Source organism: Pedobacter sp. Leaf194, assembly GCF_001423945.1.
Taxonomy (GTDB): Bacteria; Bacteroidota; Bacteroidia; order Sphingobacteriales; family Sphingobacteriaceae; genus Pedobacter.
In genome coordinates, this window is the sequence record NZ_LMPU01000001.1 from 1,153,732 (window position 1) to 1,175,362 (window position 21,631).

Sequence of the window (21,631 nt, forward strand, 5' to 3'; positions counted from 1 at the left end):
TTTTCTCTTTATTGCGAAACTATTTTTCTTCTAGCTTATCGCCGGTTACTTCAGCTTTAATTTTAACTTCCAGTTCCTCAGCTAATTCAGGATTATCACTCAAAAGTTGCTTAACAGCATCTCTTCCTTGTCCTAATTTTGTATCACCGTAAGAATACCAAGAACCGGCTTTCTTAATAATGCCAAAATCAACGCCTAAATCAACAATTTCACCATTTTTAGAGATTCCTTCGCCAAACATTACATCAAACTCTGCAATACGGAAAGGCGGAGCAACTTTATTTTTAACGATTTTGACCTTAACTCGGTTACCAGAAACTTCATCAGAATCTTTAATCTGAGAAATACGACGAATATCCAGACGCACAGATGCATAAAATTTCAATGCGTTACCACCGGTTGTTGTTTCAGGGTTACCGAACATTACGCCAATTTTATCACGCAATTGGTTAATAAATATACAGCAACACCCTGTTTTTGAAATTGTACCTGTTAATTTACGTAGTGCCTGACTCATTAAACGGGCATGTAAACCCATTTTGCTGTCGCCCATTTCACCTTCAATTTCACTTTTAGGAACTAATGCAGCTACAGAGTCAATCACAATAACATCAATAGCGCCTGAACGGATAAGGTTATCGGCAATTTCCAGCGCCTGCTCACCGTTATCTGGCTGCGAAATCAATAAATTATCCGTATCAACACCTAGTTTCTTAGCATAGAACTGATCGAATGCATGCTCTGCATCGATAAATGCTGCAATACCACCTTTTTTCTGCGCTTCCGCAATTATGTGTGTTGCCAAGGTTGTTTTACCAGAAGATTCAGGACCATAAATCTCAATTACTCTTCCTTTTGGAATACCACCAATGCCTAAAGCGATATCCAAACTGATAGAACCTGTTGATATAAAATCAATTGGTTCAATAGCGGTATCGCCAAGTTTCATTATGGTACCTTTACCATAAGATTTTTCTAATTTATCCAGCGTTAACTGTAGGGCTTTTAATTTATCAGGATTTGCGCTTGCCATGTTTTATTATGATTTGATTTCGTAAATATAATCGAATTGTCAGCTATTATCTGCTTATGTTTATAACTTGTAATACTAAAATATTTAGCTAAGTTAATGGTTTTTTAGCTAATCTCAATAGTAAATTTGAAATAATTTAAGGCAGGTGTTTTTCACGTTCATTTCTAGCCTGCAAACGCTCAAAATACCTGCACATGTAGGTAATTTCACAAACTTCACATTTCGGGCTCCTGGCTACGCAAACGTACCGGCCGTGTAGAATAAGCCAATGGTGAGCGATATGTATATCTTGTTGCGGAAGATTTTTTACCAGGTCTTTTTCCACCGCCAATGGGGTTTTTCCGTTGGTTAACCCCAGGCGGTTTGCTACGCGAAAAACGTGCGTATCTACCGCCATTGCAGGCGCATTGTAAATAACAGATGCGATAACATTTGCCGTTTTGCGCCCCACACCCGGCATTTTCTGCAAATCATCAATCTCAGCAGGAACAACCTCGTTAAACTCGTTTACCAATATATTGGCCATGCCCACCAAGTGTTTGGCCTTATTATTCGGATAGCTTATACTTTTTATGTAATCAAAAACGATATCTGGGGTAGCTTCTGCAAGGGTTTTTGCATTAGGAAACCGCAAAAAAAGCGCTGGCGTAACCATGTTAACACGTTTATCGGTGCACTGGGCCGATAATATTACTGCAACCAAAAGCTGGTAGGGATTGTTATAATGCAATTCGGTTTCGGCATCGGGCTGTTTTGCCGAGAAATGTTTTACGAAAAGTTTATACCGTTCTTTTTTAAGCATCTGCAAATATAGCGAGCAGATTTATAACCAATGATTTTTATTAGGAAATCAAAATACGGGTACTTTTTAACGGGCAGTCTCGCTTTCTGCTTCAATCTTTTCAACTTCTGTTGTGCCTCTTTTGCTGCACTTTAGCTGGCAATGTTAACTGGTTCTTTTTTCGCCAGAAGTTAAAAAGTATTTTCGCTTCAATCTGGTTTATAAGGCAAAACCTGTAATCAGCAACTAAAGTCCAAACGCGAAAACCTATCCTATGTTATTCGCATTAATTGCAGAAGCTGTAGTTCCTAAACCTGATGGCAGCGGCAGCCCGAGCATTTTTCTGCGAGGCTAAAGCGAACAGCAGGGCGAACATTTTTTAGAGGCGAAGGCCGTTCATTTGCAAATGATAATTAATGAAATGATGGCGCCGGAACCTTAACTTTTTCTGTTATTTCTTGTTTGCTTTTAATTAACCAAAAGGCAAAAAATGCGCCAACCAAAGCCATTGCAGCCCCAACATAGGCTGGAGCGGTGTAATCGAAACCATAAACCAATGGTAAGCCTCCAAAAAACGCACCCAAAGCATTGCCAATATTAAAACTCGCCTGACTTGCAGATGCGGCAAGCATTTCGGAGCCTTTAGCCGACTGGATCATCAGCATTTGTATAGGAGCTGCCAGGGCAAAAGAAACAGCGCCGGTAATGAATGTCATTATCAACGCCAGGGGTTGATTTGCTGATACAAAATGTACAATTGTTAATGTTACAACCATGGTTAACAGCAATGCTGCCGATGCTTTTGCGGGTGAAAATTTATCGGCTAACAAGCCACCGATATAATTTCCTACCATCATGCCAAAGCCTGCAAGCATAAGGATGTAAGTTACGGCGTTTGGCGAAAAGCCGGCAACATCCGTCATTAATGGTGCAATGTAGCTGTACCAGGTAAACAATCCGCCGGTTCCGATTGAAATCATAAAGATAATTATCCAGGCTTCCCGTTTTTTGAAGAAGCTCAATTCTGCTTTTAAGTCTCTGTTTTTAGTCGCCTCTAAAGCAGGTAACCATAGTTTGAGGCTTAACAAAGTAATAAGACCTACTAAAACGACCACCGCGAAGGAGATTCGCCATGAAAAATTGTGTCCGATGAAAGTTCCGAGCGGAACGCCTACAATGTTTGCGATGGTTAAACCCATAAACATTAATGAAACTGCCTGTGCAGCTTTTCCTTTTTGTGCAATGCGGCTTGCTACAACCGAGCCTACACCGAAAAATGCACCATGTGGCAAGCCAGAAAGTAACCTCGCAATAAAAAGTGTGTTAAAAGTAGGGGCAAAGGCCGAAAACGCATTAAATACTGTAAACATAACCATCAAAGCAATTAATATCTTCTTTGGTGGATATTTACCTGCAATCATAATTAACAGTGGCGCACCGATTACAACGCCTAGTGCGTACGCTGATATCAAATGGCCCGCCTGAGGAATGGTAACGTTTAAATCTTTAGATATATCTGGCAATAAGCCCATCATCACAAACTCTGTAATGCCGATGCCAAGGCCACCAAGTGTTAAGGGAATTAAATTCTTGTTCATAGTGTGCTTAGTGTTAAAATTACACTAAGCAAAGGTATGAGTTTGCAAGAATGTTTTTGTAATTCTTGTGTAAATGAAGCACATAAAAAAAGCTGCCTCAATTCTTGGGGCAGCTTTTGGCTCTTGTAAAATTTACTTCTTTTTGCTGTAGGCTAATATCCTGTTGATTGAATCATCCGAAGGATTTTTAATCAGCCCATCTAACTTACTTTTGATTTGATCATAAAATAAGTCAATTTCCGCATCAGAATCATTATCAGTTATCGACTGAAACATGTTTTGGGTAGGTAAATTTACATTTGTTTTTGATGTAGAGGTTTTTGTCATAAGCAACTAAATGTTTTTGTTTTATAAACTTAACGATAGTTGAGATGCTTTATTTCAATCGAAAAAACATTTTGTGTAATATTTAAGTTACCCTTTGTAAGTCATTTCCTTAGTTTTAAGCATCTTGCGGAGGTTGCTTAATGCGTACCTCATTCTACCTAATGCTGTATTGATACTCACATCAGTTAAATCTGCTATTTCTTTAAAGCTTAAATCTGCATAGTGACGCATTAAAAGCACTTCTTTCTGCTCATCTGGCAGTAAATGAATCATTGCTTTTAAATCTTTATGAGTTTGGTCGCGGAGCATTTTATCCTCTGCACTTTCATCATAAAAGTGCAGCATGTTGAAAACGTCCATGCCATCAGAACTGGTAATAATTGGCGTTCTTTTTTCTTTTCTGAAGTAATCGATAACTAAATTATGTGCTATACGCATTACCCACGGCAAAAATTTGCCTTCTTCATTGTATCGCCCGGAGCGCAGGGTGTTAATTACCTTTATAAATGCATCCTGAAAAATATCCTCCGCAAGGTATTGGTCTTTAACCAATAAATATATAGAAGTATAAATCTTGCTTTTATGTCGGCGTAAAAGTTCCTGCAATCCATTCTCGTTCCCGGCAACGTATAACTTTACCAGGTCCTGATCATTATATGATTGTAAATTCATAGGTTTACCTACACTAAATCCCGTACTATTTGCTAAAAATTAATTTGTAGAAGTTTAATTTCTATAGCTGCTCTCCTATGTTTTTTGAATGTGTTAGTTTGGTTTTGAGGTTGTTAATATTCAAAGAAAGTGTTTTTTTTATCAAAAAGCAAAAAATAAAATGTTAAAAAATAAATTAACCACCTCAGTACGCTATTTTTGTATATTATTTATAAAACACTAATTATCCTAAAAAGGTTATATTCCATATCTGTTATATTTCATGAGCAAAAAAGAAGCCGAAAAAGATCCGCATAAAAATATTATTATAAAAGGTGCCCGTGTGCACAACCTTAAAAATATAGATGTTGCAATTCCGAAAAATAAATTAGTTGTTGTAACAGGTATGTCGGGTTCGGGAAAATCTTCGCTTGCTTTCGATACTTTATATGCTGAAGGACAGCGACGTTATGTAGAGAGTCTTTCTAGTTATGCCCGTCAGTTTATGGGTAGAATGAATAAGCCTGATGTGGACTACATTAAAGGTATAGCGCCGGCAATCGCAATCGAGCAAAAAGTAATTACCTCAAACCCCAGGTCTACCGTAGGTACATCAACAGAGATTTATGATTATTTAAAGCTGCTTTTTTCCAGAATTGGCAAAACAATCTCTCCTGTATCAGGAAAAGAAGTAAAAAAAGATTCGGTTAGTACGGTTGTTGATTTTGTTGGCGCCTTGCCGGCAGATACCACGGTTACTATTTTTTGCCCGCTTTACCCACACAATAACAGAACAATTAAAGAAGAACTTGCTATCCTTTTACAAAAAGGCTTTTTACGGGTATTAATGGATGGCAAAATTTTAAAAATTGAATCCGTGCTGGATGATGCTGACTTTAAAGATGCTGAACTAACAAATGATGAAACGGTGCAGATTCTTATAGACAGAATTGTAAGCAGTACCGATGAAGAGACTTTGAGCCGCCTTGCAGATTCTGTGCAAACCGCATTTTTTGAGGGTAAGGGCGATTGTTATGTGGAAGCCGAAGGTAAAACCAAACATTTTAGCGACAGGTTTGAACTTGATGGCATGCGTTTCGAGGAGCCAACCCCAAATTTCTTCTCTTTCAATAATCCTTACGGCGCCTGTAAACGTTGTGAAGGATATGGCAATGTAATTGGAATTGACGAAGATTTAGTTGTTCCTGATAAAAGCAAGAGTGTTTATGATAATGCAATAGCGCCATGGCGTGGTGAAAAAATGAGCGTTTGGTTGCAAAACTTTATAAAAGTTGCGCCAAAATTTGATTTTCCGATCCACCGGTCTTACAGTGCGTTAACAGAAAAAGAGCAACGCCTGCTTTGGACAGGTAACAAATATTTCGCCGGATTGGATGCTTTTTTCAAAGAGTTGGAAGAGCAAACCTATAAAATTCAGTACCGGGTAATGTTATCCCGCTATCGCGGTAAAACAACCTGCCCTGATTGTAAGGGTTCTCGTTTGCGTAAAGATGCTTCTTATGTAAAAATCGCAGATAAATCCATTATCGACGTAGTTTTAATGCCTCTATCTAAAGCTTTAGTTTTTTTTAATGACTTAAAGCTTAATGCAAATGATGCTAAAATTGCCAAACGCCTGCTTGCGGAAATCGATAATCGTTTTCTTTATTTAAACAATGTTGGCTTAGGTTATTTAACCTTAAATCGTTTATCAAATACCTTATCAGGCGGCGAATCGCAACGAATAAATCTGGCTACTTCGCTAGGCAGTAGCTTAGTGGGTTCTATTTACGTACTGGATGAACCGAGTATTGGCTTGCATCCCCGCGACACCAATAAGCTTATTGAGGTGCTTATCTCTCTCAGGAATGTTGGCAATACCGTGTTGGTTGTGGAGCATGAAGAAGAAATGATGCGTGCTGCCGATTACATTATAGATATTGGTCCGGAGGCAGGTACCCATGGTGGTCACCTGGTTTTTAGTGGCAATTACGAAGAAATTCTAAAAGATAAAAAAAGTTTAACGGGAAGGTATTTATCTGGCGAGGAAAAAATTGCCATTCCTGAAAAACGTCGTAAATGGAAAGACCATATTTTGATTAAAGGGGCAAGGGAAAATAACCTTCAGAACATTGATGTTAAGTTTCCTTTAGGGGTTTTTACTGCCGTAAGTGGCGTTTCGGGTTCTGGAAAAACCAGTCTCGTTAAAAAGATTTTGTATCCGGCGCTGCAAAAGGCAATAGGCAATTATGCAGGTGAACAAACCGGAACTTACGATGGTATTTTCGGTAATTGCGATTTGGTAAGCGCCGTTGAAATGGTCGACCAAAACCCAATAGGGCGGTCCAGTCGCTCAAACCCGGTTACTTATGTTAAAGCCTGGGATGATATAAGGGCATTGTTTTCTGGTTTAGCAGCAGCAAAGGCGGCGGGACTTAAACCGGCAGCTTTTTCTTTTAATGTGGAGGGTGGCCGTTGTGATGTTTGCCAGGGCGAAGGCGAAGTGAAAATCGAAATGCAGTTTATGGCCGATATTTATTTGCCTTGCGAAGCCTGCGGAGGCAAACGCTTTAAACAGCAGGTTTTGGACGTTACTTATAAGGAGAAAAATGTATCCGAAATTTTGGATATGACCATTGATGAAGCGGTGGAGTTTTTTAAGGATGAACAGAAGATTTTAAACAAGCTCAATCCATTGGTTGATGTAGGTTTAGGCTATGTTCATTTGGGGCAGTCATCCAACACATTATCTGGCGGAGAAGCCCAGCGAATTAAACTTGCATCTTTTCTAATTAAGGGTAACAATGCCAACAAAACCTTGTTCATTTTTGATGAACCGACAACAGGTTTGCATTTTCACGACATTAAAAAACTGCTTAAGGCCTTAAATACCTTAATAGAACAAGGAAATACAATTCTGGTTATTGAGCACAATATGGACATGATTAAGTGTGCAGATTGGGTTATAGACATCGGTCCGGAAGGGGGCGACGGTGGCGGGCAGCTTGTTTTCGAAGGCATACCTGAAGACCTGGTTAATGAGAAAAGTTCGTACACCGGGAAATATTTAGCATCGCATTTGAATTTAAATCCATAATTTCGGCAATGCTACTTATAACGTTCTTCATTGGCATTTTACTTAATGCAATGGGTTACATTCCTCCCGGGAATATTAACCTTACTGTAGCGCAGCTTGCCATAAATAAAGGCATGCGGCAGGTTTGGTATTTTATCCTTTCTTTTTCGTGTGTCGAAATTTGCTTCACCTTCGGTATGATGCGCTTTGCCCGCTGGGCAATGAGCGACATTAACCCAAACGCAGCAGTAAGCGAGGTAAGACTTGGTACCCTGGTGGATTGCTTTATGATTGTTATGTTTATTGTTATGGGCACCATAACGTGGGTTAACCGTAAAAAGGCGCCCAAAACAAGCAATAAAAAAGAAGATAAGCGCAGTGGCAGTGTATTGTATGGATTAATACTTGGTGTTTTAAATCCCGTTCAGATACCTTTCTGGTTGTTTTTTGGAAATTATGTAATTCTACACGAGTGGATAAAAACCGACTATTTATCGCTAATTATTTTTAGTATTGGTTCTGGTTTTGGCTCAGCCCTGGCGCTGTACGTTTATGCGCATTTTGCAACTTTTATTCAGGAGAAGTTTGCGCTGAGTAGCTTAATCATTAATAAATCTATAGCGATATTTCTGTACGTATTGGCGCTTTATCTAATTGGAAAGCAATTGTTTATTATATTTTAGCGCATAATTTAAAGCCGGCTCAATTTGTTATAGAATAGTTTTTAAGGAATATCAGATTAGCAAAGTTACCGGATTTTTGTCAAAAATTCTACATTCCAAATCTTCTCGGCCTTCCTGCCAATTAGCCAGAATGATGCTGCTAAAACAGCGAAAAACAGGGCTTTATGCCAGCTATCCCAGAAGTATTCAAAATACCGTGTGTAAAGGTTTAAGAATAAAAACGTAATGCCAAATTCCCTTGCAACATCATCATGGTATTTCAGCCCAAATAAAGTGCTGGCAACGCAAACGGCCGCCGATGTTAAGGCCCAGTAGAAAAGACTCAATTGCCTTACGCTGTACCACTCTTCGAGGCTGGCGAAATTTCCGAATACGGATAAAGCCCATAAAGCAACAAAGAGATAAACCATTCCGGCGATGTAGGTAACCTGAAAAAAATGCGCCAATTTTGGTTTTACTTTCATTATAAAAGACGCGGCAGTTAAGATTGCGCCAAATAAAACGAAACGCAATGGGTAGTTCATCCCAAGGAAATAATAGTTCCATCTACTTAAATAGCCGGTTTCTGTCCCAAACCAGGCGCCCAAGGATATTAAGGCGAAAATCCAGATTAACCTTGAGTTGAAAATGTAGCCTAACACCCCATAAATAAACACAGAAATCAAAATTAGAATGGAGAAGTTACCAGAGCCGTTATCTATCGCCTTTCCGAAATAAGCGATTGCGTTGGCTGTTAGCAAAATGGCAGAAAAAACAATTGCTTCGTTACTGAATTTTAAATGCGATAAGCTTTTCTTTCTTCGAAAACCTAAAATATAGAGCCAGGCGGCAAGGCCGGCAGAAACGATTGCAATAACAATATTCGGGGTATCATAAACCCTTTTCAGGTAATTTAGAACAGAATTATCAATTAGTAGAGAACCAAGCGCAATAAAACCACAAGCCAGGGCAACCCAAAATGCATATTGTGCGAGGCGGAGCCAATCAAAATTTTTAGCCTCGTAACTTTTGCGCAGTTTTTTTTCGGTTTCTTCGTCAATCAGACCGTCAGCTCTCCAGTGCTCAATCATATCATCCAGAAACTCGCTTTTTTCTCTATCAACTTTCATAGCCAGGTTTGTATACGAAGATATAAAATTAGTGTAAAGATAAAAGTGTTGGTTTCAAGGCACATTATCAACTATATAACTTCTCTAATTTTTTTATTGTTACCTACAATCCAGATTACATCGCCATTATCGAAAATGAAATCGGATGACGGATTTAAAATCCTGTCGGCGCCACGTTCAATGCCAACAATTAAAGCCTGCGCTTTTTCCCGTATTCCAGCATTCCTAATGCTTAAACCATATACCGGAGAATCGGCATTTACAACAACTTTTTGCAGGGTCATTTCTTTATCGGGGAAGCTTTTTTCCTGTTCTGTTTCCGGAATATCTACTTCTAAAATAGCTTTGACTGCAGCGAGCTGGTCGTCAGCCCCGATTAATAACAACTTATCATTAGGGTAGAGTAGCTCATCCCGGCCGGGTGTTGGAATGTTGTTTCTGCCCCGCTCAATCATGGCAATATTAACTCCGTACTTCTCCCTAATCATTAAACTGGCCAATGTTTTGCCAACCACTTCCGATTCGGGCGACACCGTTAATTCGGCAAGGTGGGTATCCCAAGGCAAAATTGCTGGTTTTTGATTTTCCCGTGCATTTAAATTCAGCATAAAGCGTTTTTCGAGTTTGTCGTAAAACGACTGCAGTTTTCTTGAGAAAATTACCATACCCAAAACAATCATTGCCAGAGCAATTCCGGCAGCAATCCAGGTATCGAAAAACTCGTACATTAAAAATCCGACGAAGAAAATGCCCAAAGCAATCCTGAAGGCTTCGATGGCAATTAATGGTCCGCGGGTATATTTTTTGTTTAACCAGAGGTGCGAATATGCGGTTTTTTGAATTCTGCGGATGGATAACGCCCATAAAAATGGCGACATTAACACAAAAGAAACCACAACACTTATAATAATTGATGTTAAGCTGTTGGCAATATTTTTAACGATAAATGGTTGCACATACCGATAAGCCAGGAAAATAATGGCAATAATTATGACCGAATGAATAATAGTATTGAAAATATACGAGCGTAAAAGTATTTTCCAATCGCTAAGGGTCGTAATTCCTTCCGTGCTCGAACTGTATCTCTCAATTCCGTCGAGCCATTTTTGTGGTAAATTTCTTTTCAAAAACTGATAAAATGGCTCAGAAAGCTTTATCAGATAAGGTGTTGTAAAAGTAGTAATGGCAGCTGCAGCAACGGCTATTGGGTACAGAAAATCGCTTGTAACTTTTAAGGTCAAGCCAAGCGATGCAATGATAAAAGAGAATTCTCCAATTTGAGCTAAACTCATTCCGGATTGTACCGATGTTTTAAGAGGCTGACCAGAAAGCAATGCCCCGAGAATGGTGAACAGTATTTTGCCGAGAATAATTACTGCCGTGGCAACAATAATTGGAACGGAATATTTAACCAACATGGCTGGGTCTATTAACATACCAACTGATACGAAAAACACTGCTGCGAACAGATCTTTTACCGACTTTGTGAGGTGTTCGATTCGTTCTGCCTGCGTGGTTTCTGCCAAAATTGAACCCATAATAAATGCACCGAGTGCGGGCGAAAAGCCAACCTTATCTGCCAGTAAAACCATTACCAGGCAAAGCGCCAATGAAACAACAAGCATCGTTTCATCATTCATCAATTTTTTTGTGGCTTTTAAGAAGGATGGCACTAAAAATATGCCCCCGAGAAACCAGAGCACGAGGAAAAATGCAAGTTTTAAGATTGAAAATAACATTTCCGTACCTGCCGATTGCTGGCTAACGGCTAAAGTTGAAAAAAGTACCAGTAACAAAATGGCAACCAAATCCTCAACAATTAAAACGCCGAAAACTAACCCGGCAAATTTTTTATGCTTTAAGCCAAGTTCTTCAAAGGCCTTTATGGTAATCATTGTTGATGAGATGGATAAAATCCCACCGAGGAATAAACTATCCATGTTTGACCAGCCCATTGCCTTCGCAACCAGATAACCGGCCAGAATAATAAAGAGCACTTTTACAATTGCTGTTATGGATGCGGACCCACCTACTTTAACAAGTTTTTTAAAACTAAATTCTAAGCCCAGACTAAACAAAAGGAATATAACGCCGATTTCACCCCAAATATTGATGCTTTTGGTATCGGTCACTGATGGAAAAAAACTAAGGTGGGAGCCGACCAAAAGGCCTGCTAATATATAACCTAAAACTAATGGCTGTTTAATTTTTTTGAAGATAAGCGTGGTTATTCCTGCTGCTGCAAGAATTAAACCTAAATCGGCAATTAAATCTGGTAAATGCATCTATAAAAATTCGGAAAAATGGTAAAATATACAAAAGCCTGGCTTCTGCCAAGCGTAAGTTAATGCAGGAGCGGCATCATTGCGCTGTTATTGCAGATTATAACTACCAGAAAACGTGTTTCGGATAGAGCATTTTGAATAAACACCAATATTTAAAGCCTAACCGTTTAATGATAACTTTTGCATTGATATTTTTGTTCTTTAAAAAAAGAAATAAGAAAAATGAGAAGAGTATGAAAGGGGATTGCGCAAGCTTTAAGGCGCTATTGCTGATAAAATCTTTCTGCAAATGTTCATTTTCGCTACAAAAACCCGGATTAATTTTTACCGGTCGCTTTGGAGAAAATGAAACAACTTTTGAAGCGCTGTTAACGGCATTATTCTTTTTAAACTGCGAAGCGTAGCTTGCACAATTAATAGAAAACAGCAGAAAAATAATGATGTAAAAAACCCTCATTGCTGCTAATGTAGCAAAAAATGGCCCTTTTTGAAAGGAAAATATGAATTCGGCGCCTTAGTTTATCGTTTCGAAGTATGCCAGCGTAGCCTCCTTATCTTTTTGAAGTTGGATGGTTAAGGCGTCTAAACCGGTAAATTTTACATCATGGCGCAAAAATTTTAAGAAATTCATTTTTATATCCTGACCATATATTTCCTGGTCGAAATCGAAGATATTAACTTCGATATTTCTTGTCATGCCGTTAATGGTTGGCCGCTGGCCGATGTAAGCCATGCCTTTGTAGGTTAACGGCTGGTCATTTACAGTTAACGCTTCTGTGTTTTTGTCCAAATTCTGAATTTCAGGATTTGTATGCATTTCCACCGTAACAGCATAAATTCCATCGCCGGGAATGAGCTTATAGGTTTCTTCCACAAAAATATTTGCCGTAGGAAAACCAATTGTACGGCCAATTTTGTCTCCTTTAATTACCCTTCCGAAAATAGAAAACGGATAACCTAAATAATCAGCTGCCAAGGCAACATCTCCGGCTAAAAGTGCCTGGCGAATTTTGGTTGAACTTACCGCTACATCGTGGATATCTTGCTCCATAATTTCTTCAACTGTAAATCCAAAACGAATTCCTGCTGCTTTTAAATCTGCCAGGTTGCCCCTGCGGTCCTTACCAAAGCGATGGTCGTAACCGATAATGATGTGTTTAGTGCCAATATTATTTACCAGCGTATTCCTGATGTAATCTTCAGGGAGCTGATTCGAAAAATCTCTGGTAAAAGGGGTGATGATAAGGTGGTCTACCCCGAGTTGTTTCAAAATCTCCGCTTTTTCATCCATCGTGTTAATCATCTTCAATTCCTGATTTTCTGGGTCGATAATCATCCTCGGGTGAGGGAAGAATGTTAAAATTACACTTTCGCCTTTTTCAGCTTTGGCTTTTTCTACAAGTTGTTTTACTATTTTTTGATGACCAAAATGTACACCATCAAATGTACCAATGGTAACGATGGCGTTGTCTAATTTATTGAAATCGGCAAGGTTATTATAAATTTTCAATTGTAGATTTTTTATGGTTTTTGGTTTTGCGTTAGGGATGGAAGCGATATCCCCCGGTTTTTCATCGGGGATTTAGCGTACAGCCCGACCCCTTGCGTAGCTTGGGGTAACGCCATAATTTTTTAAATATTTTTAATGCAGAGCGTGTTTTTTAACCACGCCACCTTTTAAGTCGGCAATTTGTTGTTGTATCACAAACGCATCGGCATCAATCTGGCGGATTGCTGTTTGCAACTTGCTCATTTCCAGTTTAGTTACAACTGTAAAAATAATATCGATGTCTTTTTTTTCTCCGTAACCGCCTTCACCTTTATAAATGGTAACGCCCCGCCTCATATCGCCAATAATGAAGCTCTTTATGGCATCCTGATGTTCGGAAATAATGGTTACGCCGGTATATTGTTCGATGCCATTTACAATAAAATCGATGGTGTAAGAGGCTGACAGATAAGTTAATATGGCATATAGCGCAGTTTCGATATTAAGGAAATAAGCTGCAAATGCAAAAATTATTACATTTAAAATCAGGATGATATTGCCAACCGTTAATATGCTGTTTTTGCTGATGTAGAGGGCTAAAACCTCTGTTCCATCAATAACGCAACCTCCACGCATTGCTAAACCAATTCCGCCTCCTAAAAATAATCCCCCAAAAAAGGCAATTAAAAGCTTGTCGTGGGTAATTGGTTGAAATGGTAGAAAAACTAATGCTAGCGAAAGTGCTGCAATGGCAACCGCGGTTCTAAACGCAAAACCTTTGCCAATTTGCCGGTAGCCTAAAATAACGAATGGAATGTTGATTAGAACAATCAGGTAAGATAAATTCCATCCTGTAAGGGTGCTTAGCAATAAGGAAATACCCGTAACACCGCCGTCTATAAAGTGGCTTGGCATTAAGAAACTTTTCAAACCAAAACAAGCCGAGGTAACCCCCGCAACAATTAAAAGGAATTCTTTTATTAAGCGTGCGTTCTTGTTTTTGATGTTGTTCATGCTTCCTCCTGTGCTTTAGCTACTTCTTTTTTACTACGAATATAATTAACAAGCTCTAAAACCTCAAACGAATCAGAGAGTAAAAAGTTTCCGCTACGTGTTCGGGTGAGCTTGGAAAGATAAGCGCCATTGTTTAGTTTTTTACCAAAGTCGGAAACCAGGGAGCGGATGTAAGTACCTTTGCTACAAACGATTCTGAAATCAATTTCGGGCAATTCTATTCTGGTAATTTCAAATTCGGGCACAGAAACAAAACGTTTTCGGAGTTCAACCTCTTCGCCGAGCCTGGCTTTAACATATAGGCGTTCGCCATTTACTTTTACCGCAGAATGTGCAGGTGGATATTGTTCTATATCGCCAATAAAAGGCTTGCAGGCTTCGGTAATTTCAGTCTCGGTGATGGCGCTGATATCAAACGTTTCATCAATTTCCGTTTCCATATCAAAGGATGGGGTACTGGCGCCCAAAATCATGGTGCCTGTGTATTCTTTTTCCTCGGCCTGAAAGGTGTCTATTTGTTTGGTTAGTTTACCGGTGCAGATGATGAGCAGCCCGGTTGCCAGTGGATCTAAAGTGCCGGCATGGCCAACCTTAAGCTTTAATGGTTTTAAGGAGTTACGTATTTTGCCAACTACATCAAAAGAAGTCCATTTGTATGGCTTGTTGATAAGCAGCAGCTCTCCCTCTGCAAAACTGAAATCTTTAAACTTTGAACTTTCTGTACTCACAAAATTTTTTTGTGCAAAGATACAGATTAAATAATTTGTAAGTTGTGTCCGGTTAGCAGCAAGCCTATGATTATTAATCCGGCTACTATTCGGTACCAGCCAAAAACTCTGAAGCCATGTTTATTTAGGTATCCGATAAAACTCTTAATGGCCAGAAGTGCAACAATAAAAGCCACCACATTACCAATTACTAACAGGTTAATTTGCTCGTGGGTAATCGTGTTACCTTCCTTATAAAAATCGTACAATTTTTTTGCCGTTGCTGCGAACATGGTTGGCACAGCTAAAAAGAACGAAAACTCTGCGGCTACTTTTCTGCTTAATTTCTGAGTCATTCCTCCAACAATTGTTGCCCCAGAGCGTGAAACACCCGGAATCATAGCAATGCATTGAAAGAAACCAATTTTTAAAGCTGTTAAATAAGTTATTTCTTCTTCCTCATTTATGGTTGGTTTGTTAAACCAATTATCAACAAATAAAAGTATCACTCCGCCAACGAGGAGGGATATTCCAACCGCCATCGGGCTTTCTAAAAGCTCATCTATTTTTTTGCTGAGCAATAATCCGAATATCGCCGCAGGAATAAATGCGACTAATAATTTGATGTAAAAATTTATGGATTTGAAAAATCTTTTGAAGTACAATACCACTACAGAAAGAATGGCACCCAGTTGTATGGCAACAGTGAAAAGTTTCACAAATGGTTCGCTGGCTATGCCCATTAAAGATGAGCCAATAATCATATGACCGGTGCTTGATACAGGCAAAAATTCGGTTAGTCCTTCAATAATTGCAAGGATAATCGCTTCAAAAGAATTCATAGTTTTAGAAATTGTGGATTATTCCCAGATTAATTTTAATTTGTAGTTTTTTAATTTTTTATCTTTTGATATCAAGACTAAATCTTCGGCAATAGCTTGTGATACAATAATCTTGTCGAATGGATCATTGTTTGCGAATTCCAGATTAAGCAATGTAGAAAGGTGGGCCTCATTGATCGAAATAATCTCAATTTGATTTCGCTCTGTAAATCGAAATAGTTCGTTAAAATCAATCTTCAATTCTAGCTTTCCTATTTGCTTCTTAATAGCTATTTCCCACAACGACGCGATACTTAAAAAACAAGGTTGATTGATGTCGCTGAGTTGGGTTTTAATCGATGCGGGCAATTGCTTATCTCCGGCTACAAACCACAAAAATGCATGTGTGTCTAAAAGAAAAGCCATTAGATGTATTCAGCAAACATATCTAAAGGCTCGTCGAAATCATCAGATAGTTTAATTTTGCCTTTTGCATACCCAAACTCGCGAGATTTTGGTTTGGGTTGCGTTGCGTTTTTTGTTTTTAAAAATTCAACAAAGTCTGCAACTTCCTGCCTAAGATTCATAGGTAGTGAGTTTATTTCTATTTGCAAATTAGTTGTTGTCATGAATTAAAGTTAAAAAAAATGCATTGGTTGTGCCAAATTATTTTTTAAGGATGGCGTAAATTCCAAAGGCGAAACCGAATAACACCACCAAAGGCGCCAACAGTGTTCTTCGGAAATCGTAAATGTCGCCGGTTGTGCCCATCATCAGTACAAAACCAACTACAACAATTGCCATACTTATCAACAATAACTGGTAGTTTTTTTTGTTGAAAACCAATTCGCTTTTAACGTCCTTAGCAACCGGACTTGTTTTTTTCTCTGCCATTACCTGTAAAGATGATAAGATTTTAAACGTAAATACCTGCTAACTGCAAACCATGTGCTTAAACCAGTAATGAAAATTCCAATGATAACCAGACTTATAAATACAAAGCCAAATTCTTTGTAGTTATTTAAAATGATGATTTCAGGAACCTCTTTACGTGCATAAATTAATGTAGCAAGTAAAATTATAATTGCAATAAAGGCCGCAATTAAACCATGCAGCGCAGCATATAATAAGAAAGGACGTCTGATAAAATTTTTCGTTGCACCAACAAGCTGCATACTTTTTATTAAAAAACGTTGTGAGTAAATTGCCAGGCGTATTGTGTTGTTAATCAATGCGATAGAGATAACCAGAAGTAAGGCAGCGAACGCAAGAATAATTAACCCAATAGTGTTAATGTTCTTGTTTACCATATCAATTAACGAACTCTGGTAAACGACTTCTTTTACAACCGGGTTTTTCGCGATGTTGGCTTTCAGCGCATCAATACTCTTGTTGTTGGCATAATCTGCTTTCAGATAAACATCGAAGGTGGAGGTTAGAGGGTTATAACCTAAAAAGTTCACAAAATCTTCGCCTAAATCCTGAGTTAAGTTACGGGCAGCGAGTTCTTTGTTAACGTATTGCGTCTGTTTTACCGCAGGGTTTGCATTCAGTTCTTTTTGAAAAGCTAAAATATCAGTTTCCTTTGCACCTTCATCTACAATAATGTTTAAAACGATGTTTTCTTTTACGTAGTTAGACAGGTTTTTGGCGTGTACAAGTACCAACCCAAGCAGCCCCAGCATTAACAAAACCAAAGCGATGCTTATAATCGTAGAGATATAAACAGTCTTGGTCTTCTTAGATGCGTCACTTACTTCGAATTCTTCCATGTATTTAAATTTTGTTTTTGCGAAAATATAAATTATACCTGATAAACACCAATATAAACGTTTTCTAAATGAATATTAACGCAATACTATTGGAATTATTTCTTGCTAATTTGGTAACCGCAATTAGCTTTTTTTGCTAAATCTGTACGAAATTTGGATAAGCGATGTTAATAATCGTAACTAAAACTTAAATCTACCCTAAATGAAAAAACGAATTACCTTATTAAGCCTGTTTTTTTTAGCAACAGCCACGTTATTCTCCTGCAAAAAGGATGAAACTTCTCTGAAGGCAAGAATGATTGGCAAATGGACGGTTAATAAAATTGAAGTCTCAGGTAATAGCAATCAAACACTAAATGGAACCTTTAATTACACGGCGAACGATTACCTTGATTTTAAATCGAATGAAGATGATCAGGTTGAACTTAGTTTAACCAATCAACGAACAATCGGCAACTATACCGTTTCGCTTGGCAACGACTTTGGTATGATTTTCCCCGAAGGAACGTCTTATTGTACGGTTTCTACAATTTCTGGTACGCAACTTCAATTCACCGCTAAAATCGACAAAACTAATATTGTTAAAAAATATTACCTCACAAGATAGAAAGATCTTAATCCCCGATTATTTGCTTGCGTCATTGGTTCTAAACCAATGGCGCTTTTTGTTTTTATAAGTCGAAGGTGTTTGTTTGATAAACTGATGGCTTCTTACCTCGCAATGGCGAAATATTCGCTATCAGCAACCTGTACAGCACTTAAAAATTTTGTGTTTCAGCGCAAAATTATGTTTCACTAAACCCCTTAATTTCCGTAATTTCGCCCCTTTAAAAATTTAAAACTTGCAATGGACTACCAATTCAAAGAAATAGAACAAAAGTGGCAGAAATTTTGGGCCGACAATCAGACATTTAAAGTCGAAAGTAACTCTGAAAAGCCAAAATATTATGTTTTAGATATGTTTCCTTACCCATCGGGAGCAGGTTTACATGTTGGTCATCCACTGGGATACATTGCATCAGATATTTTTTCGAGATATAAACGCCTTAAGGGTTTTAACGTCTTGCATCCAATGGGTTACGATTCTTTTGGTTTGCCGGCAGAGCAATATGCAATTCAAACCGGTCAGCATCCGGCCATTACAACAGAGGCAAACATTGCAACTTACCGTCGCCAGTTAGATCAGATAGGTTTTTCTTTCGATTGGAGTCGTGAAGTTCGCACCAGCGAACCTTCCTATTACAAATGGACGCAATGGATTTTTATGCAATTGTTCAATTCGTGGTATAACATTGAAAATGACCGGGCAGAGGACATTTCAACCCTAATTGAAAAATTTAATTCATCCGGCACCGCCGATGTAAAGGCTGTTTGTGATGAAGATGTGAAATCTTTTATGCCGAGCGATTGGGCAACATTTACGGACGAAGAAAAGCAAGTTGAGTTGCTTAAATACCGCATGACTTACCTTCGCGAGAGTACTGTAAACTGGTGCCCGGCTTTGGGAACAGTTTTAGCCAATGATGAAGTGAAAGATGGTTTTTCTGAGCGTGGCGGATACCCTGTTGAGCAAAAAAAAATGATGCAGTGGAGCATGAGAATCACTGCTTATGCCGACAGGCTTTTGCAAGGCTTGAACACCATCGACTGGCCTGAGCCGATAAAAGAAATGCAGCGCAACTGGATTGGAAAAAGCGTTGGAGCGTCTGTAAAATTCAAAATTGAGGGCAGTGAAACCTCTATCGAAGTTTTCACCACTCGCGTAGATACAATTTTTGGGGTGTCATATTTAGTTTTGGCACCAGAACACGAATGGGTTGCCGAATTAACCACAGCCGAACAAAAACAGGAGGTGGATAATTACATTGCTCAAACCAAAAAGAAATCTGAGCTAGACCGCATGGCGGATACAAAAACTGTGTCTGGTGCTTTTACCGGTAGTTATGTAATTAATCCGGTTAATGGCGACCGTGTTCCATTGTGGATTGCCGATTACGTGCTTGCAGGTTACGGAACCGGTGCGGTAATGGGTGTGCCAAGTGGTGACCAACGCGATTGGTTATTTGCAACACATTTTAACTTGCCAATTATCCAGATTTTGGATGGACAGAAAGATATAGAGACACAAGCGGATGCCACTAAGGAAGGGAAATATATTAACTCTGGTTTCATTAATGGATTAACTTACAAAGAAGCTGTTCCGTTTTTGAATAACTGGTTAGAAACCGAAAAAGTTGGGAAAGCAAAGGTCAACTTCCGTCAACGTGATGCGATTTTTGGCCGCCAGCGTTATTGGGGCGAGCCCATTCCGGTTTATTTTAAGGATGGTTTGCCGTATTTATTGAAAGAGGAAGAGTTGCCATTAATCCTGCCTGAGATTGATAAATATTTACCAACAGAAACCGGCGAACCGCCTTTAGCGAGAGCGGAAGGATGGAGGTATCAGGCCCCACCCCAACCCTCCCCGGGAGGGAGGGAGTCGCATGATGCTTACCGGGCTAAAGCTGACCCAGCGCTTTATAGTGTTTTAAAAGATAATGCTAAGCAACATCGTTCTGAGCCTACAGAGGCCGAGAATATATTATGGCAGTTTTTAAGGGATAATCAAACTGGTGCAAAGTTTAGAAGACAGCATCCGGTAGATAAGTATATTGTTGATTTTATTTCCCTTAAAAAAGGTTTGATTATTGAAGTTGATGGCGGTTACCATGATTCAATTATAGAACAGGACAAGCAAAGAACCGAAGTTTTATCGCTTTATAATTATGAAGTGATCCGATTTACAAACGAAGAAGTTATTGGGAGCCCTGAGGGAGTTGTTACGCAAATTAAGCAGAAACTTGCCCTTATGGAGGATTTGGAAGTCCTCCCTACTGGGGAGGATTTAGGTGGGGCAGGGTATTCTTACGAACTTAGCACCATGCCTGGTTGGGCCGGTAGTAGCTGGTACTGGTACCGCTACATGGACGCAAACAATGATAAAGAGTTTGCATCTAAAGAGGCTGTTGATTACTGGAAGGATGTGGATTTATACATCGGCGGCTCCGAGCATGCTACCGGCCACTTGTTGTATAGCCGCTTCTGGAATAAATTTTTGAAAGATTTGGGCTATACCAAAGAGGAAGAACCTTTCAAGAAATTGATTAACCAGGGGATGATTCAGGGAAGAAGCAATTTTGTGTATCGTATCAACGATGCTGATGGAAAGCCAACAAATACCTACGTTTCTGCACGCTTGAGGAAAGAGTACAAAACATCAGCATTGCATGTTGATGTGAATATTGTAGAAAATGACAAGCTGAATATTGAAAAATTCAGAAACTGGTTTCCTGAATACAAAGATGCTGTTCTTATTTTAGAGGACGGTTCCATCTCCTCTCCATCAGAGGGAGGCCGTGAGGGGGCTGATTACATCTGCGGTGTCGAAGTAGAAAAAATGTCGAAATCGAAGTTCAATGTGGTTAACCCTGATGATTTGATTGAGCGTTACGGAGCAGACACATTGCGTATGTATGAGATGTTTTTAGGTCCGCTGGAGCAGAGCAAGCCTTGGAATACAAACGGGATTGAGGGTGTGTTCAAGTTCCTCCGTAAGTTCTGGAGGTTATTTCACAACGAAACCTGGGAATTTACGGTTACTGATGAAGAACCTGCAAAGGCAGAATTGAAATCATTGCACAAAATCATTAAAAAAGTTCAGGATGATATTGAACGGTTTTCTTTTAACACATCCGTTTCCAGCTTTATGATCGCTGTTAACGAATTAACAGATTTGAAATGCAATAAACGTAGCATACTACAAGAAATGGTTGTTTTGCTATCGCCATATGCACCCCATATTTGCGAAGAACTTTGGGTTCAGCTTGGTAACCCGGCGGGCAGTTTGTCATACACAGCGTTTCCGGCTTTCAATCCAGCATATCTGGTAGAGGACGAATTTGCTTATCCGGTTTCTGTGAATGGAAAAATGAAAATGAACCTGAACCTGAGCTTAACTTTAGCGCAGCCGGAAGTTGAGGCTATCCTGTTGGCAAACGAGCAGTTCCTCAAGTTTTTAGATGGCAAAGCACCTAAGAAAATCATTTTCGTAAAAGGAAAAATTATTAATGTTGTAGTTTAAGCCTAAAGTTAAAAGTTGGTTGTAAGGCTCATCGCCATTACCTCTTAAATAACATAAACCCAGATTTGAGCAGATCAAGTCGGGGTTTATGCTTATTTACCTTTTGCAATCCAATTCAAGTCATGCATGGAAAAAACTTTCTAGCTATTTAACTTGCCGTAGCGA

General features: G+C 39.0%; 19 protein-coding genes. 4 read left to right on the forward strand and 15 right to left on the reverse strand.

The features are described 5' to 3' along the window. Positions 1–19: 19 nt before the first annotated feature. The 5 genes from recA to ASG14_RS05175 all read right to left on the reverse strand — a co-directional run bounded on the left by recA (position 20) and on the right by ASG14_RS05175 (position 4,411). Positions 20–1,033, reverse strand: a complete 1,014-nt coding sequence (gene recA, locus ASG14_RS05155) for a recombinase RecA (protein ID WP_056869925.1) — start codon at positions 1,031–1,033, stop codon at positions 20–22. 136 nt (positions 1,034–1,169) lie between these two features. Beyond that, positions 1,170–1,835, reverse strand: coding sequence for an endonuclease III (nth, locus tag ASG14_RS05160; protein WP_056869926.1), 666 nt, complete (start codon positions 1,833–1,835; stop codon positions 1,170–1,172). 392 nt (positions 1,836–2,227) lie between these two features. Continuing rightward, positions 2,228–3,412, reverse strand: a complete 1,185-nt coding sequence (locus ASG14_RS05165) for an MFS transporter (RefSeq protein WP_056869927.1) — start codon at positions 3,410–3,412, stop codon at positions 2,228–2,230. A 132-nt stretch (positions 3,413–3,544) separates the two neighbouring features. Next, positions 3,545–3,739, reverse strand: a complete 195-nt coding sequence (locus tag ASG14_RS05170; protein ID WP_056869928.1) for a hypothetical protein — start codon at positions 3,737–3,739, stop codon at positions 3,545–3,547. Between the two features lie 87 nt (positions 3,740–3,826). Continuing rightward, complete coding sequence (locus ASG14_RS05175; protein ID WP_056869929.1) at positions 3,827–4,411, reverse strand: RNA polymerase sigma factor; 585 nt, start codon at positions 4,409–4,411, stop codon at positions 3,827–3,829. Positions 4,412–4,673: 262 nt separating this feature from the next. Between ASG14_RS05175 and uvrA the strand changes: the two genes are divergently transcribed. Further along, positions 4,674–7,487 carry an excinuclease ABC subunit UvrA gene (gene uvrA, locus ASG14_RS05180; protein WP_056869930.1) on the forward strand — a complete coding sequence of 938 codons (2,814 nt, stop codon included), beginning with the start codon at positions 4,674–4,676 and terminating at the stop codon, positions 7,485–7,487. Positions 7,488–7,495: 8 nt separating this feature from the next. Then, entirely contained in the window at positions 7,496–8,149 is a 654-nt protein-coding gene (locus ASG14_RS05185; RefSeq protein WP_056869931.1) for a LysE family transporter, read from the forward strand. A 65-nt stretch (positions 8,150–8,214) separates the two neighbouring features. On the opposite strand, the gene ASG14_RS05190 is transcribed toward ASG14_RS05185, so the two are convergent. From ASG14_RS05190 to ASG14_RS05240, 10 genes are all read right to left on the reverse strand, one after another. Beyond that, the gene (locus ASG14_RS05190; RefSeq protein WP_056869932.1) at positions 8,215–9,258 is read right to left on the reverse strand and encodes a DUF2157 domain-containing protein; all 1,044 of its coding nucleotides are present in this window, start codon (positions 9,256–9,258) and stop codon (positions 8,215–8,217) included. Positions 9,259–9,329: 71 nt separating this feature from the next. After that, positions 9,330–11,543, reverse strand: coding sequence for a cation:proton antiporter (locus ASG14_RS05195; protein ID WP_056869933.1), 2,214 nt, complete (start codon positions 11,541–11,543; stop codon positions 9,330–9,332). A 514-nt stretch (positions 11,544–12,057) separates the two neighbouring features. Continuing rightward, positions 12,058–13,053 carry a bifunctional riboflavin kinase/FAD synthetase gene (locus ASG14_RS05205; protein ID WP_056869935.1) on the reverse strand — a complete coding sequence of 332 codons (996 nt, stop codon included), beginning with the start codon at positions 13,051–13,053 and terminating at the stop codon, positions 12,058–12,060. A 132-nt stretch (positions 13,054–13,185) separates the two neighbouring features. Then, positions 13,186–14,046 carry a YitT family protein gene (locus ASG14_RS05210; RefSeq protein ID WP_056869936.1) on the reverse strand — a complete coding sequence of 287 codons (861 nt, stop codon included), beginning with the start codon at positions 14,044–14,046 and terminating at the stop codon, positions 13,186–13,188. Further along, positions 14,043–14,774, reverse strand: coding sequence for a tRNA pseudouridine(55) synthase TruB (gene truB / locus ASG14_RS05215; RefSeq protein WP_056869937.1), 732 nt, complete (start codon positions 14,772–14,774; stop codon positions 14,043–14,045). Before truB ends, ASG14_RS05210 begins: the two co-directional genes overlap by 4 nt. A 26-nt stretch (positions 14,775–14,800) precedes the next feature. After that, positions 14,801–15,595, reverse strand: a complete 795-nt coding sequence (locus tag ASG14_RS05220; RefSeq protein WP_056869938.1) for an undecaprenyl-diphosphate phosphatase — start codon at positions 15,593–15,595, stop codon at positions 14,801–14,803. 18 nt (positions 15,596–15,613) lie between these two features. After that, positions 15,614–16,000, reverse strand: coding sequence for a type II toxin-antitoxin system VapC family toxin (locus ASG14_RS05225; RefSeq protein WP_056869939.1), 387 nt, complete (start codon positions 15,998–16,000; stop codon positions 15,614–15,616). Beyond that, positions 16,000–16,203 carry a DUF2281 domain-containing protein gene (locus ASG14_RS05230; protein WP_056869940.1) on the reverse strand — a complete coding sequence of 68 codons (204 nt, stop codon included), beginning with the start codon at positions 16,201–16,203 and terminating at the stop codon, positions 16,000–16,002. Before ASG14_RS05230 ends, ASG14_RS05225 begins: the two co-directional genes overlap by 1 nt. A 37-nt stretch (positions 16,204–16,240) precedes the next feature. Beyond that, complete coding sequence (locus ASG14_RS05235; RefSeq protein WP_056869941.1) at positions 16,241–16,468, reverse strand: DUF3098 domain-containing protein; 228 nt, start codon at positions 16,466–16,468, stop codon at positions 16,241–16,243. Then, the gene (locus ASG14_RS05240) at positions 16,468–17,346 is read right to left on the reverse strand and encodes an ABC transporter permease (RefSeq protein ID WP_056869942.1); all 879 of its coding nucleotides are present in this window, start codon (positions 17,344–17,346) and stop codon (positions 16,468–16,470) included. Before ASG14_RS05240 ends, ASG14_RS05235 begins: the two co-directional genes overlap by 1 nt. 202 nt (positions 17,347–17,548) lie before the next feature. Here ASG14_RS05240 and ASG14_RS05245 point away from each other — a divergent pair, with 202 nt between their 5' ends. Both ASG14_RS05245 and ASG14_RS20380 read left to right on the forward strand, forming a co-directional pair. Further along, positions 17,549–17,953, forward strand: coding sequence for a hypothetical protein (locus ASG14_RS05245; protein ID WP_056869943.1), 405 nt, complete (start codon positions 17,549–17,551; stop codon positions 17,951–17,953). Positions 17,954–18,193: 240 nt separating this feature from the next. Then, positions 18,194–21,466 carry a DUF559 domain-containing protein gene (locus ASG14_RS20380; RefSeq protein WP_162238711.1) on the forward strand — a complete coding sequence of 1,091 codons (3,273 nt, stop codon included), beginning with the start codon at positions 18,194–18,196 and terminating at the stop codon, positions 21,464–21,466. The last annotated feature ends 165 nt before the right edge of the window (positions 21,467–21,631 follow it).

Excerpts from the sequence above, each read along its gene's own strand:
- recA (WP_056869925.1), bottom strand. The coding sequence starts at position 1,033 with ATGGCAAGCGCAAATCCTGATAAATTAAAAGCCCTACAGTTAACGCTG.
- nth (WP_056869926.1), bottom strand. The coding sequence starts at position 1,835 with ATGCTTAAAAAAGAACGGTATAAACTTTTCGTAAAACATTTCTCGGCA.
- ASG14_RS05165 (WP_056869927.1), bottom strand. The coding sequence starts at position 3,412 with ATGAACAAGAATTTAATTCCCTTAACACTTGGTGGCCTTGGCATCGGC.
- ASG14_RS05170 (WP_056869928.1), bottom strand. The coding sequence starts at position 3,739 with ATGACAAAAACCTCTACATCAAAAACAAATGTAAATTTACCTACCCAA.
- ASG14_RS05175 (WP_056869929.1), bottom strand. The coding sequence starts at position 4,411 with ATGAATTTACAATCATATAATGATCAGGACCTGGTAAAGTTATACGTT.
- uvrA (WP_056869930.1), top strand. The coding sequence starts at position 4,674 with ATGAGCAAAAAAGAAGCCGAAAAAGATCCGCATAAAAATATTATTATA.
- ASG14_RS05185 (WP_056869931.1), top strand. The coding sequence starts at position 7,496 with ATGCTACTTATAACGTTCTTCATTGGCATTTTACTTAATGCAATGGGT.
- ASG14_RS05190 (WP_056869932.1), bottom strand. The coding sequence starts at position 9,258 with ATGAAAGTTGATAGAGAAAAAAGCGAGTTTCTGGATGATATGATTGAG.
- ASG14_RS05195 (WP_056869933.1), bottom strand. The coding sequence starts at position 11,543 with ATGCATTTACCAGATTTAATTGCCGATTTAGGTTTAATTCTTGCAGCA.
- ASG14_RS05210 (WP_056869936.1), bottom strand. The coding sequence starts at position 14,046 with ATGAACAACATCAAAAACAAGAACGCACGCTTAATAAAAGAATTCCTT.
- ASG14_RS05220 (WP_056869938.1), bottom strand. The coding sequence starts at position 15,595 with ATGAATTCTTTTGAAGCGATTATCCTTGCAATTATTGAAGGACTAACC.
- ASG14_RS05225 (WP_056869939.1), bottom strand. The coding sequence starts at position 16,000 with ATGGCTTTTCTTTTAGACACACATGCATTTTTGTGGTTTGTAGCCGGA.
- ASG14_RS05230 (WP_056869940.1), bottom strand. The coding sequence starts at position 16,203 with ATGACAACAACTAATTTGCAAATAGAAATAAACTCACTACCTATGAAT.
- ASG14_RS05235 (WP_056869941.1), bottom strand. The coding sequence starts at position 16,468 with ATGGCAGAGAAAAAAACAAGTCCGGTTGCTAAGGACGTTAAAAGCGAA.
- ASG14_RS05240 (WP_056869942.1), bottom strand. The coding sequence starts at position 17,346 with ATGGAAGAATTCGAAGTAAGTGACGCATCTAAGAAGACCAAGACTGTT.
- ASG14_RS05245 (WP_056869943.1), top strand. The coding sequence starts at position 17,549 with ATGAAAAAACGAATTACCTTATTAAGCCTGTTTTTTTTAGCAACAGCC.
- ASG14_RS20380 (WP_162238711.1), top strand. The coding sequence starts at position 18,194 with ATGGACTACCAATTCAAAGAAATAGAACAAAAGTGGCAGAAATTTTGG.